The sequence below is a fragment of the Pantoea sp. ARC270 genome (assembly GCF_003236725.1).
GTDB lineage: Bacteria > Pseudomonadota > Gammaproteobacteria > Enterobacterales > Enterobacteriaceae > Pantoea > Pantoea anthophila.
The window spans coordinates 46,516-59,542 of sequence record NZ_PUGA01000007.1; the positions used below are offsets into that span (position 1 = coordinate 46,516).

14 protein-coding genes are annotated in these 13,027 nt (G+C 62.0%); 5 read left to right on the plus strand and 9 right to left on the minus strand.

The window, feature by feature from the left end; genetic code table 11:
* Positions 1-30: 30 nt before the first annotated feature.
* From bioD to bioB, 4 genes are read right to left on the minus strand one after another with little or no spacing between them, the layout of a single operon-like run.
* Complete coding sequence (gene bioD, locus CKF42_RS05335) at positions 31-702, minus strand: dethiobiotin synthase (RefSeq protein ID WP_046101450.1); 672 nt, start codon at positions 700-702, stop codon at positions 31-33.
* Positions 699-1,454, minus strand: a complete 756-nt coding sequence (gene bioC, locus CKF42_RS05340) for a malonyl-ACP O-methyltransferase BioC (RefSeq protein ID WP_009091341.1) — start codon at positions 1,452-1,454, stop codon at positions 699-701. Before bioC ends, bioD begins: the two co-directional genes overlap by 4 nt.
* Positions 1,438-2,589 carry an 8-amino-7-oxononanoate synthase gene (gene bioF, locus CKF42_RS05345; protein WP_111207714.1) on the minus strand — a complete coding sequence of 384 codons (1,152 nt, stop codon included), beginning with the start codon at positions 2,587-2,589 and terminating at the stop codon, positions 1,438-1,440. The genes bioC and bioF overlap by 17 nt, the downstream gene beginning before the upstream one ends.
* Positions 2,589-3,620 carry a biotin synthase BioB gene (bioB, locus tag CKF42_RS05350; RefSeq protein WP_111207715.1) on the minus strand — a complete coding sequence of 344 codons (1,032 nt, stop codon included), beginning with the start codon at positions 3,618-3,620 and terminating at the stop codon, positions 2,589-2,591. The genes bioF and bioB overlap by 1 nt, the downstream gene beginning before the upstream one ends.
* 85 nt (positions 3,621-3,705) lie before the next feature.
* On the opposite strand from bioB, the gene bioA reads away from it, so the two are divergent.
* On the plus strand, positions 3,706-5,010 hold the full coding sequence (gene bioA / locus CKF42_RS05355) for an adenosylmethionine--8-amino-7-oxononanoate transaminase (protein ID WP_111207716.1): 1,305 nt from the start codon (positions 3,706-3,708) through the stop codon (positions 5,008-5,010).
* Between the two features lie 74 nt (positions 5,011-5,084).
* The gene (locus CKF42_RS05360) at positions 5,085-5,561 is read left to right on the plus strand and encodes a kinase inhibitor (RefSeq protein WP_009091345.1); all 477 of its coding nucleotides are present in this window, start codon (positions 5,085-5,087) and stop codon (positions 5,559-5,561) included.
* A 136-nt stretch (positions 5,562-5,697) separates the two neighbouring features.
* Here CKF42_RS05360 and pgl read toward each other — a convergent pair whose 3' ends face one another.
* A complete protein-coding gene (pgl, locus tag CKF42_RS05365) occupies positions 5,698-6,699 on the minus strand; it encodes a 6-phosphogluconolactonase (RefSeq protein ID WP_111207717.1) in 1,002 nt (333 codons plus the stop codon).
* A 155-nt stretch (positions 6,700-6,854) separates the two neighbouring features.
* Between pgl and CKF42_RS05370 the strand changes: the two genes are divergently transcribed.
* Complete coding sequence (locus CKF42_RS05370; RefSeq protein ID WP_111207718.1) at positions 6,855-7,673, plus strand: pyridoxal phosphatase; 819 nt, start codon at positions 6,855-6,857, stop codon at positions 7,671-7,673.
* Here CKF42_RS05370 and modC read toward each other — a convergent pair whose 3' ends face one another.
* The 4 genes from modC to CKF42_RS05390 form a co-directional block, all read right to left on the minus strand.
* Positions 7,674-8,732 (minus strand): molybdenum ABC transporter ATP-binding protein ModC, encoded by a 1,059-nt coding sequence (modC, locus tag CKF42_RS05375; RefSeq protein WP_046101443.1) that lies wholly within the window; start codon positions 8,730-8,732, stop codon positions 7,674-7,676. It abuts the gene before it with no gap.
* The gene (gene modB, locus CKF42_RS05380) at positions 8,732-9,421 is read right to left on the minus strand and encodes a molybdate ABC transporter permease subunit (RefSeq protein ID WP_111207719.1); all 690 of its coding nucleotides are present in this window, start codon (positions 9,419-9,421) and stop codon (positions 8,732-8,734) included. The genes modC and modB overlap by 1 nt, the downstream gene beginning before the upstream one ends.
* Positions 9,418-10,191: a molybdate ABC transporter substrate-binding protein gene (gene modA / locus CKF42_RS05385; protein ID WP_111207720.1), complete on the minus strand. Its 774-nt coding sequence runs from the start codon at positions 10,189-10,191 to the stop codon at positions 9,418-9,420. Before modA ends, modB begins: the two co-directional genes overlap by 4 nt.
* A gap of 146 nt (positions 10,192-10,337) precedes the next feature.
* Positions 10,338-10,493 carry an AcrZ family multidrug efflux pump-associated protein gene (locus CKF42_RS05390; protein WP_009091356.1) on the minus strand — a complete coding sequence of 52 codons (156 nt, stop codon included), beginning with the start codon at positions 10,491-10,493 and terminating at the stop codon, positions 10,338-10,340.
* A gap of 140 nt (positions 10,494-10,633) precedes the next feature.
* Here CKF42_RS05390 and modE point away from each other — a divergent pair, with 140 nt between their 5' ends.
* Positions 10,634-11,416, plus strand: a complete 783-nt coding sequence (modE, locus tag CKF42_RS05395) for a molybdenum-dependent transcriptional regulator (protein WP_009091358.1) — start codon at positions 10,634-10,636, stop codon at positions 11,414-11,416.
* 69 nt (positions 11,417-11,485) lie between these two features.
* Positions 11,486-12,958, plus strand: a complete 1,473-nt coding sequence (modF, locus tag CKF42_RS05400) for a molybdate ABC transporter ATP-binding protein ModF (protein ID WP_009091360.1) — start codon at positions 11,486-11,488, stop codon at positions 12,956-12,958.
* The last annotated feature ends 69 nt before the right edge of the window (positions 12,959-13,027 follow it).

The following is a 13,027-nucleotide window of genomic DNA, read 5'->3' on the forward strand; positions in this document are numbered from 1 at the left end:
TGGCCGCAGTGACTGCCGGGCCGGGTCCGCTTATTCAGGCAGCGTCAGGTAGTGTCCACAGGCAGCCTGCTGCGCCTCATCCGTGAGATAGGGGATCGTGCCCAGACAGGGGGCAGGCAGGCGCTGTTTCAGGCTGGCGAGATAGTGCTGATAGCGTTTGCCCGGTGGCTCGATGGTATTCGCGATCCAGCCTGCCAGGGGCAGCCCGCGCGCCCGTACCGCCTCTGCGGTGAGCAGCGCATGGTTGATGCAGCCCAGCTTAATCCCCACCACCAGAATCACCGGCAGCTGTTCGCTGACTACCCAGTCCGCATAGGTGTGCGTCTCCGACAGCGGGGTGTACCAGCCCCCGGCCCCCTCGACCAGAATCCAGTCCGCCAGCGGCTCCAGTGCCGCCAGACCGGCCGACAGCGCCAGATGGGTAATCGGCCTGCCCTCTTCCGCGCTGACGATGTGCGGCGATGTCGGTTCCATAAAGGCCAGCGGATTGACCTGCTGGTACGTTAACGCGACGCTGCTGTAACGCTGCAGGGCCAGCGCATCGCTGTTGCGGATGCCCTCCGGCGTCATCTCACAGCCCGACGCCACCGGCTTATAGCCCGCACAGCGGAAGCCTGCGGCGGCGGCGGCCTGCAACAGCGCGCCGCTGGCGACCGTTTTGCCGACTTCGGTGTCGGTGCCGGTGATAAACAGGCGTTTCATGATGCACTTACTCCATAAATTAAATGATAACTCAGGCGGTAGCCGTGCCGATCGCGCGGCCAGTGCGCCTCTAACCGGCTGAGGCGTTGCCGGGTTAACACCTGGCCGTCACGCCCCTGATGCAGATGGGTCGCGCCAATGCCCTTCAGTGAGCGCATGGCGCTGAGCGCATCGGGAAAATGGATCGTCACCCGCTCCGAGGTGCAGCGCAGCGGCCAGGCATGGCAGGCGGCGGCAATCTGCGCCTCGCTGAGAAAGCGATTGGCATGCGGCAGTGCGTCCAGATGTGACCAGGCTTCATGCACCTCCTGCAGCGAATCGTCCCCCAGGGTGGAAAAGAGCAGCGTGCCGCCGGGCCGCAGCACCCGCCGGAACTGGGCCAGCGCCTGCGGCAGATCGTCACTCCACTGCACCGCCAGGTTGCTCCAGACCAGGTCAAAGCTGTTGTCCGCCAGCGGCAGCGCATCAATGTCCCCCGCCAGATAGTGCTGCGCCGCGTCGTTGCGGCGTGCCTGTTGCAGCATCTGCGGGGAGAGATCCAGCGCCGTAACCTGTTTGCCGCGCGCGCGCCAGAGCCGGCTGTACCAGCCGGTGCCACAACCGGCATCCAGCAGGTGCAGACCGCTGTCGACCGGGGCGTGTGCCAGCAGGGCATCGCCGCTCAGACGCTGCAGGGCGGCATGCGCATCGTAGTGGCTCGCCGCCCGGCCAAAAGCGCGTGCGACCGCCTGTTTGTCAACCTGCAGCGTCATGCAGTGCCTCCAGTAGCCGATCGATATCCTCAGGGCGATGTGCCGCCGTCAGGGTGATGCGCAGCCGGGCGGTACCCGGTGGCACGGTAGGCGGCCGGATAGCGCTCACCCAGCAGCCCGCCTCAGCCAGCCGCGCAGAGAGCGCCACCGCCTCGCTGTTTTCACCCACCAGCAGGGGCTGAATCGCACTCTCTGAATCCATCAGCTGCCACGGCAGCGACGCCGCGCCGCGCCGGAAATGGCGGATATTCTGCTGCAGGCGCTGGCGCAGCGCCTCGCCCTGCTGAACTTCATGCAGCGCCGCCTGCAGCGCAAAAGCCTGGGCCGCGGGCATGGCGGTGGAGTAGATCAGATGACGGCTGAACTGCAGAAAGTAGTCGGCGGTGTCGGCATCGCACAGCAGGGCCGCGCCGCTGACGCCAAAGGCTTTGCCGAAGGTGATCACCTGCAGTTCCGGCCGGACGCCATGCTGCCAGCAGCTGCCGCGCCCCTGCTCACCCACCACGCCAATGCCGTGCGCATCATCCACCAGCAGCCAGCCTCCGGCCTGACGCGTCTGCTGCGCCAGTGCGGCCAGCGGCGCGCTGTCGCCATCCATGCTGAAGATCCCCTCGGTCACCACCAGCGTCTCCCCCTCACAGGGTGAGGCGAGCCGCGCCGCCAGACTCTCCGGCGCGTTGTGGCTGAACCGGCGCAGCTGCGCCGGGCTGTGGCTGGCCGCGTCGAGCAGTGAGGCGTGGCTGAGCTTATCAGCCAGGATGCGATCGTTTTTCTCCCCCAGCAGATGGATCACCGCCTGGTTGGCCGCGAAACCGGAGATAAAGAGCAGCGCACGCTCATAGCCGAGCCAGTCGGCCAGTTGCGCCTCCAGATCGGCATGCTGCCGGTGATAACCGGTCACGTGTCCTGAGGCCCCCGCGCCCGCGCCGGTCAGCGCCGCCCCCTGCTGCCAGGCCGCGATTACCGCCGGATGGCGGGTCAGGCCGAGATAATCATTGCTGGAGAAGTGGTGATAGCAGCGACCGCCGCTGTGCAGCGTGCGGGTCGTCTGTTCGTCAATAATCCGTCGCTGCCGCCAGCCGTCGGCCGCACGACGCTGATCCAGCGCCTGCCGGAATCGTTGCTGCCAGCTCATTACAGCGCCGCGTTATAGAACTGTTTCGTGTCCGCATGGAACAGCTGCTCGCTGAGATGCTCTTCCTGCTGCTGATCGCCGTGCTGCGTGTGCGTATGCTCCGGGTTCAGCCCCAGTTTGCGGAACAGCACCCGATCGGTATCCTCTTCCGGGTTTGGCGTGGTCAGCAGTTTGCAGCCATAGAAAATGGAGTTCGCCCCGGCCATAAAGCACATCGCCTGGGTCTGTTCGTTCATCTGCTCCCGGCCTGCTGAGAGACGCACATGGGAGGTCGGCATCATGATGCGCGCCACCGCGATGGTGCGGATAAAATCGAACGGTTCCACATCGTCGTTATCCGCCAGCGGTGTGCCTTTCACCTTCACCAGCATGTTGATCGGCACGCTCTCGGGTGGCGTCGGCAGATTGGCTAACTGCACCAGCAGACCGGCGCGATCGTTCACGGTTTCCCCAAGGCCGACGATCCCGCCTGAACAGACTTTGATCCCGGCGTCGCGCACTTTGCCCAGCGTATCCAGGCGCTCCTGATAACTGCGGGTGGTGATGATGGAGCCGTAAAACTCCGGCGAGGTGTCGAGGTTGTGGTTGTAGAAATCGAGCCCCGCGCCCGCCAGTCGCTGCGCCTGCTGCTCGCTGAGGGTGCCCAGCGTCATGCAGGTTTCCATTCCCATCGCCTTGACGCCTTCAACCATCTTTTCCAGATAGGGCATATCGCGCTCGTGCGGATTTTTCCACGCGGCACCCATGCAGAAGCGGGTCGAACCCGCGGCTTTGGCCTGACGGGCGGAGGTCAGCACCTCTTCCACTTCCATCAGGCGTTCCGACTCCAGACCGGTCTTGTAGCGCGCACTCTGCGGGCAATATTTACAATCCTCCGGGCAAGCACCGGTTTTGATCGACAGCAGGGTACTGACCTGCACCTGACGCGGGTCGAAGTGCTGACGGTGCACCTGCTGCGCTTTAAACATCAGTTCAAGAAAGGGTTCATCAAACAGCGCTTGCGCCTGTGCAATTGTCCAGCGTTGAGCCATTACTTACTCCAAAAAGGGTGTCATCCCGACAGAAAGCAGGGGTATACTTGTAAACTATATTTTTTTATTTTGGTTTACAACTCCGATGACCCTCACCGCGTTCACCTCTGAAGATGCCCGTTTTGACCGCCAGCATATCTGGCACCCCTACACCTCCATGCAGGATCCCCTGCCCTGCTACCCCGTGGTGGCCGCCCACGGGGTTACGCTGCAACTCGCCGATGGCCGTGAGCTGGTGGATGGCATGTCCTCCTGGTGGGCCGCGATCCACGGCTACAACCATCCGCGTCTGAACCAGGCGCTGACCGCGCAGGTTGCACAGATGTCCCACGTCATGTTTGGTGGCATCACCCACCCGGCAGCGGTGGCGCTCTGCCGCCAGCTGGTGGCGATGACGCCTGAGGCGCTGGAGTGCGTCTTCCTGGCGGACTCCGGTTCGGTGGCGGTGGAAGTGTCGATGAAGATGGCGCTGCAATACTGGCTGGGCCGCGGTGAAACGCGCCAGACCTTTCTGACGCTGAAGCGCGGCTATCACGGCGATACCTTTGCGGCGATGTCGGTGTGCGATCCTGAGAACTCCATGCACAGCCTGTGGCGCGGCTATCTGCCGGAACATCGCTTTGCAGCGGCACCGGCCTGCGGCTTTGACGATGCGTGGCAGAGCCAGGACTTTGAGGATTTTGCCCGGCTGATTGAGACACACCATCAGCAGCTGGCGGCGGTAATCCTGGAGCCGATTGTGCAGGGCGCTGGCGGCATGCGTTTTTATCATCCGCGCTACCTGCAGCAGGTGCGGGAGGCGTGCGACCACTACGGCGTGCTGCTGATTGCCGATGAGATCGCCACCGGATTCGGCCGCACCGGCAAGCTCTTTGCCTGCGAGCACGCGGGCATCACCCCGGATATTCTCTGCGTCGGCAAGGCGCTCACCGGCGGCATGATGACCCTGGCGGCCACCCTGACCACTCGCGAGGTGGCGGACACCATCAGCCGCAGTGCGGCAGGCTGTTTCATGCATGGCCCGACCTTCATGGGCAATCCGCTGGCCTGCGCGGTCGCGTCGGAGAGCCTGAAGATGCTGGCGGAAGGAGAGTGGCAATGCCAGGTGGCAAACATCGAACGGCAGCTGCGGGCGGAACTGCTGCCGCTGCGCCACTCGCCGCAGGTGGCCGACGTGCGCGTGCTGGGCGCGATTGGCGTGGTGGAAACGCATCAGGCGGTCAACATGGCGGCGCTGCAGCAGTTCTTTGTGGAACAGGGGGTCTGGATCCGCCCGTTTGGCCGCTTAATCTACCTGATGCCGCCCTACATCATCACGCCACCGGCGTTAAGCCGGCTGACTGCTGCGATTGCCGGCGCGCTGGAGCATCCGCACCATTTTGTCTCCTGAGCAGGCTGACCGCTGGCACTGGCTGCGCTTTTGGTTATGATGAAAGGCTATTCATCGACAGTTAAGGAGATGTGATGCGCGTTTTTAGTCAGGATTTTAATGACGGCGAGAAGATGCCTGAGAAGCATGTTTTCAACGGCATGGGTTATCACGGCGAGAATATCTCTCCGCATCTGGCCTGGGAAGCGGCACCGGCGGGCACCAAAAGTTTTGTGGTGACCTGCTACGATCCGGATGCCCCGACCGGGTCCGGCTGGTGGCACTGGGTCGTGGCGAACATCCCGGCCAGCACCACCTCCCTGCCGCAGGGTGCCGGTTCCGGTAAAGCGGAGCTGCCTGCAGGCGCCGTGCAGACCCGAACCGATTTCGGTCAGGCGGGTTACGGTGGCGCAGCACCGCCGCAGGGCGAAACCCATCGCTACATTTTCACCGTGCATGCGCTGGATGTGGAGACGATTGAAGTGGATGAAGGCGCCAGTGGCGCGATGGTCGGCTTTAATGTGCATTTCCACGCTCTGGCGAGCGCCTCGCTGACCGCGAACTATCAGTAACAGAGAACGCTTCCCTCTTCTGACCGTGTTCCCTGCATGCTCTGAGCGGATTCATTGCGGTCAGAGGCACCCGGATTTGCGTTTTTCCGCCCTCTGAATGCCTCTCCTGCTCAGGAGAGGCGTTTTTCAGGAGGAGTTACGCCTGCAGCGGATGGATCACGACCCACATCGGACCCTGGCCCACGGCATAACGCCCCAGCGGCTCTAACAGCCCTTTCGGTTCATTAATGGCATAGACTTCAATGTGATGCGACTTCTGCCCCGCCGCCACCAGATAGCGTCCGCTGTGGTCGATATTAAAGCCGCGCGGCTGCGTTTCGGTCGGCTGGAACCCTTCCAGCGTCAGCTCATCACCCAGTTCGCTGACGCTGAAGATCGCCAGCGTGCTGCTGGTGCGATCGCAGGCATAGAGGAAACGACCATCCGGCGTCAGGTGAATATCGGCTGCCCAGCGCGTGCCGCTGAAGTCCGGCGGCATCATGTCCAGCGTCTGCACGCTCTCGGCTTCTCCCCCGCCCTGATTTAACGCCCAGACCTCAACCGTGCTGTCGAGTTCGTTCACGCAGTAGGCGTACTGCCCACCCGGATGGAACTGCATGTGACGCGGACCGGCACCCTCGACCGTCGTCACCTGCGCCTGCTCACGCGGCGTCAGCTGACCGTCTGCGCCCAGCGCAAACAGACAGATGCGATCCTGCTTCAGGGCCGGCACGTAGAGCGTCTTATTGTCATTGTCGATGTTGGCGGAGTGACAGCCCTCCAGTCCGTTAATCACCTGCAGCGGCGCCTGCGGAATGCCATCCTCACCAATCGGGCTGACGCTGACGCAGGCATCGTTATAGGAGCCACAGAAGAGGAATTTCCCCTGATGATCGGTGGAGATGTGGGTCGGACTGCCGGGCAGCGGCGCCTGGCCCGCTTCCGTCAGCGTGCCGTCTGCGGCAATACGGAATGCCAGCACGCGAAAATTAGGACGAACACCGACATAGAGAAAATCGCGCTTCGGACTCACCACCATCGGCTGAACCTGGCCGGCGACATCGGTCACCTGAAGCAACGTCAGCCCACCCTCATCATTCATCTGCCAGACGTGGATCTGCTGGCTCTCGGGACTGGCGGTGTAGACAACTTGTTTCATGCATTCTCCTTTTTTGCTGCCTGATCATGAACTGTCAATCACTGTAGCGCGTTTTATTGCCGGACGCTGGAATCATTTGTGCCCTGTTTTTTGTCTCCGGGCCGCGGTCAGGTGTAGACTTTAGCCCTCGCAAACCCGGATGAATGGAAGGATTAATGAGCTACCGTGTAATTGCCCTCGACCTCGACGGCACACTGCTGACCCCCGCCAAAACGATTCTGCCGCAGTCCATCGAGGCGCTGAACCAGGCACGCCAGGCGGGTATTCACGTCGTTATCGTGACCGGACGCCATCACTGCGCCATCCATCCTTTTTATCAGGCGTTACAGCTGGAGACACCTGCGATCTGCTGCAATGGCACCTATCTGTACGATTATCAGGCGAAAAAGGTGCTGGCGTCCGACCCGCTCGATCCGCAACTCGCCCTCGAGGTGATCGACAGGCTGAACGCGCAGCGGATTCACGGCCTGCTCTATGTGGATGATGCCATGCTCTATCAGACCGCAACCGGACACGTGACGCGCACCCTGAAGTGGGCCGAATCACTCCCTGCCCACCAGCGCCCGCTGTTTCGTCAGGTGCCTGACCTCGCTCAGGCGGCGCGCGATGCCGGTTCGATCTGGAAGTTTGCGCTGTCGCATACCCACATTCCGGAACTACAGCAGTTCGCCAGCCAGGTGGAAACGGAGCTGGGGCTGGCCTGCGAATGGTCGTGGCACGATCAGGTGGATATCGCTCGCGGCGGCAACAGCAAAGGCAAACGACTGGCGCAGTGGGTTGAATCACAGGGCCTGAGCATGTCGGATGTGATCGCCTTCGGTGACAACTACAACGATCTCAGCATGCTGGAAACGGCCGGACTGGGGGTGGCGATGGGCAACGCCGACGAGGCGATTAAAGCACGGGCGAAGAAGGTGATCGGCACGAACCTTGAAACCGCCATTGCCGATACCCTCCATCAGTACGTGTTGTAATCAGGGCGTCACCGAGACGCTTTTAATCTGGGCATAGAGCCATTGATCGGGCCGGATGCCCAGCTCATCCCGCGCCCACGGCGTGATGCGGGCCCAGAGTTCGCTGATGCCGATGCGCAGCTTCACCTCAACCTGATCGCCGACCTCCACCAGCTCCACCACCTGCGCGGGCAGAATGTTGCGGATGGAGCTGTGCTGGGGTGGCTGCAGCGCCAGCGAAACGTCGGCCGAGGCGATGCGAATGCGCAGCGGGGTCTTCACCGGCTGATTTACCCGGCTGACCCAGATATGCTGATCGCCCAGCGACAGCGCGGTCATCGGGTAGTCGGGATGCTGCTCCAGCACCTGCACCCGCAGCACGCTGGTCAGTTCACTCATCGGCAGCCAGGGACGCATCGCGCTGCTGCTCCAGACCCGCTCCAGCGGTCCAAAGGCTTTAACCCGCCCTGCATCCAGCACCAGCACGTTATCGGCCAGCTGCAGGATCTCCTCCAGGCTGTGCGAAACGTAGAGCATCGGAATATCGACCTGCTTCGCCAGCTTTTGCAGATAAGGCATCAGTTCGCGTTTGCGCGGCAGATCCAGTGACGCCAGCGGCTCATCCAGCAGCAGCATATCCGGTGCGGTCAGCAGCGCACGGCCAATGGCGACCCGCTGCTTCTCGCCGCCCGACAGCGACAGCGGAAAGCGTGGCAGCAGCGCCTCCAGCCCCAGCAGTGACACCAGGGTGTCGAACTGCGCTTTCATCGCGGGCGCCATGCCATATTGCAGGTTGCCGCGCACCCGGTAGTGGGGAAAGAGCCGGGCATCCTGAAAGACATAGCCAATACGCCGCTTTTCCGGCGGCAGCGATATCCCCTGCTCCGCATCGAACAGCAGCCGGTCATTCAGCGCTATCCGTCCGCGCTGGGGCTGAGTCAGGCCGCTGATTGCGTTGATCAGCGAGGTTTTACCGGCCCCGGAGACGCCGAAGATGGCCGTGATCCCGCTGGCCGGGATCTGCAGGTCGACCTCTAAGTGATGATCGCCCTGCTGCTGCATAAAATTGAGTGACAGCATCAGCTTCCCATCCGCTTACGACCGGCACGGGCCAGCCATTCCGACGCCAGCAGCGACGCCAGCGCCAGTACAATGGCGATCACGCAGAGGCGCGCCGCCGCCCCTTCTGCACCCGGCGTCTCGATCAGGGTAAACATCGCCAGCGGCAGGGTGCGGGTCTCGCCCGGTATATTGGAGACAAAGGTGATGGTCGCGCCAAACTCACCCAGCGAGCGGGCAAAGGCGAGCACCGTCCCGACGATCACGCCTGGCAGGGTCAGCGGCAGCGTAATGGTGAAGAACACCCGCCAGCGTCCGGCCCCCAGTGTGCGCGCCGCCTGCTCCAGCCGGCTGTCGACCGCCTCCAGCGCCAGCCGGATGGCGCGCACCATCAGCGGAAAAGCGATCACCGCGGAGGCCAGTGCGGCCCCCCGCCAGCTGAAGGCGAAGCTGAAACCGAACCAGTCATAGAGCTTTTCGCCGATGATGCCGCGCCGGCCCAGGGTAATCAGCAGCAGATACCCCACCACCACCGGCGGCAGCACCAGCGGCAGATGGATCAGGCTGTCGAGCAGCGCTTTGCCGGGAAAACGGCAGCGCACCAGAACCCAGGCCATCAGGATGCCAAACGGCAGGCTGCCGAGCACGGCAATGCCAGAGACTTTGAGGCTGAGCAGTACCGCCTGCCATTCGGGATCGCTGAGTATCATTTCGTCGGTGTGAATCCGTAGTGTCTGAAGATAGCCGCCGCTTCCGGCCCTTTCAGGTAGTCATAAAACGCCTTAACGGCGGCGCGGTTGTGATCGTTAACGATCGCCATGGGATATTCCACCGGTTTGTAGCTGCTGGCCGGGAAATGCCCCACGACCTGCACTTTTTCGCTGGCCACGGCGTCGGAGCCATACACTATGCCATACGGCGTTTCGTTGCGCTCGACCAGCGCCAGCGCCGCCCGCACGTTGTTAGCCGGGGCTAATACCGGCGCGACCTGCGGCCAGGCCCCCAGGTTCTGCAGCGCCTCTTTGGCGTAGAGTCCCGCCGGCACATGATCCGGGTCGCCGACCGCCAGACGTTCACCGTGCAGCAGGCTTTTCCAGTCCGTCTGCTTGTCCAGCGTAACCGCTTTTGCCGCGGCGCTGCGCGGGGCGATTAACACCAGATCGTTGCCCAGCAGCGTATAACGGCTGCTCTTCATCATGCTGTTTTTAGCGACCGCATCGTCCATCCACTGCTGATCGGCAGAGATAAAGAGATCGGCAGGGGCCCCCTGTTCAATCTGGCGCGCCAGCGTGGAAGAGGAGGCAAACGAAGCGACGACGTTCACGCCCTTCTCCTGCTGATAACGGCTGGCAATATCCTGCAGGGCATTGGTCAGTGAGGCCGCCGCAAACACGGTAATATTATCGGCGGCAACCGCCTGACCGGCCAGTGAAAAAGTGACCAGCGCCGCGACGCCCCAGCGAGTGTAATGGTGTGACATGATCTTCTCCGGCTATTCGTTGTGTAGCGGATAATATAACGCATTATCACGGCATCCCGATAAATTATCGGCAGCAGAGAGAGAAGGATGAAGGGGGGCGGGATAAAAATGACCGCGCCCGCGCAGAGAGGCGGGCGGGACAGAAATCAGTTGTGCGAACGGGCGGAGGATTTTTCGCGATGACCAAATTTTGAGATGACGTTAAACACTTCACCCAGGCCATAAATGATACCCAGCATCAGCGCCATCACCACAGGCACCATCAGGACGGCTACGGCGAGGCTTTTCAGTAATTCCAGCATCGGGAGTCTCACTCTGAGAATAAAAAAGTGATTGTAACGGGTCAGGAAAATTTTGCGCAGCCCTTTTCGTGCTTTTACTTTGGTCACGAAACGCCGCTATCATCGGCCTCCACACGCGTTAACCCTTTGCCGGAGCTGTCATGGAAGCCGAACTGTCCCTTCACATCCGTTTACAACAGAAACTGTTTGCCGATCCCCGTCGTATCGAGCTGCTGAAACGGGTCCGGGAAACCGGCTCAATCAGTCAGGGGGCAAAACTGGCGGGCATCAGTTATAAAAGCGCCTGGGATGCGATTAACGAGATGAACCAGCTGGCGGATGAGACGCTGGTGGCGCGGGCCACCGGTGGCAAAGGCGGCGGCGGCGCGACGCTGACCCGCTACGGTGAACGCCTGATCCAGCTGTTTCAGCTGATGGAGCAGATCCAGCAGAAGGCCTTTGATGCCCTGCAGCAGGATGCCCTGCCACTCGACAGCATGCTGGCGGCGATCGCCCGCTTCTCCCTGCAGACCAGCGCCCGAAACCAGCTGTTTGGCACCGTGATGAGCAATGACGCGCAGCAGGTGGTGCAGCATCTGCTGATTCAGCTGGCCGATGGAGTCACGCAGCTTAACGTGGCGCTGACGCAGCGCAGCGCCGACCGTCTTCAGCTGGCGGCGGGTAAAGAGGTGCTGGTGCTGATCAAAGCCCCCTGGATTCATATCAGCCGGGATGCCACCGGGGATGACAACCAGCTGGCGGCCACCGTCAGCGCCATTGAGCCGGGCGACGGGAAAAGTGAAGTTCTGCTGCAGATCGCCAGCGGCGAAACCCTGTGCGCCACTCTGACCCGCGAGCGGCTGCAGCAGCTGAAGCTGCAGCCGGGCGACGCAGTGACCGCCAGCTTTAATGCGGAGAACGCCATCGTCGCCACCCTGCTGTAGCGGGGAATTTGACATCACTACCGGCAGAGGTTACAACGCAGTAACACGATGCAAAAAACGGAACAGATTATGGCTTCATTGCATATTTCGCAAGGCACGTTTCGTCTTAGCGATACCCGGTTACTGCGCCTGAATCAGGTGGAACTGCAACGCGGCGAGAGCTGGGCGTTTGTCGGCGCCAACGGCAGCGGCAAATCCTCTCTGGCGCGCGCGCTCTCCGGGGAGCTGCCGCCGCTCTCCGGTTCGGTCAGCAGCACGTTCAGACGACCGGTCAGGCTGTCGCTGGAGCAGTTGCAGTCTCTGGTGGCACAGGAGTGGGAACGCAACAACACCGATATGCTCAGCGAAGGCGAAGAGGATACCGGGCTCACGGTGGCCGATGTCATCCAGATGGAGGGGCAGCACCCCGGACGGTGCGAACAGCTTGCCCGCCAGTTTGGCATTGAATCCCTACTCTCACGTCGCTTTAAATATCTTTCTACCGGTGAAACCCGCAAGACGCTGCTCTGCCAGGCGCTGATGAGCCAGCCTGACCTGCTGATTCTGGATGAGCCGTTTGACGGGCTGGATGTGGCGTCGCGCGCCAGCCTGACCGACACCCTGCGCAGCCTGCAGCAGCCCGACTTCACCCTGGTGCTGGTGCTCAATCGCTTTGATGATATTCCCGATTTTATCGGGCAGGTAGGCGTGCTGGCGGAGTGTAACCTGACCCACAGCGGCGCGCGCCAGACGATTCTGACGGAAGCGCTGGTGGCGCAGCTGGCGCACAGCGAACAGCTGCTGGGTATGGCGCTGCCGGAGGCGGATGTGCCGGATGCCCTGCCCGCCCTGGCCGATGATGCGCCGCGCGTCATCCTGCGCAACGGCACCGTCTCTTACCACGATCGGCCCATTATCAGCGGGCTGAACTGGCAGGTCAACCCAGGCGAACACTGGCAGATCACCGGCCCGAACGGTGCCGGTAAATCGACCCTGCTCAGTATGGTGACCGGCGATCATCCTCAGGGCTACAGCAATGACCTGACCCTGTTTGGCCGTCGCCGTGGCAGTGGTGAAACCCTCTGGGACATCCGGCAGCATATCGGCTATGTCAGCAGCAGCCTGCACCTGGATTATCGCGTCAGCACCAATGTGCGCACGGTGATCCTGTCGGGTTTCTTCGACTCTATTGGTCTCTATCAGGCGGCGTCTGACCGGCAGAAAGCGCTGGCCCAGCAGTGGCTGGCTCTGCTCGGCATGGACAACCGTCTGGCTGATGCCCCCTTCCACTCCCTGTCGTGGGGACAGCAGCGGCTGGTGCTGATCGCACGCGCACTGGTTAAACACCCGACGCTGCTGATTCTGGATGAGCCTCTGCAGGGACTCGATCCGATTAACCGTCAGCTGGTGCGGCGCTTTGTCGATGTCCTGATTGGCGAAGGACGTACCCAGCTGCTGTTTGTTTCGCATCACGCCGAAGATGCGCCGGCCTGCATCACGCATCGCCTGAGTTTTGTTCCTCAGGACGATGGCTACCGCTATCAGCAGGAGACGCTGCGCTAACGTTCTCTCCTCAGCCCTGACGCCGCGACAGCGGCGTTTTACAGCCCTACTGTGTAAGCGTTACCATTC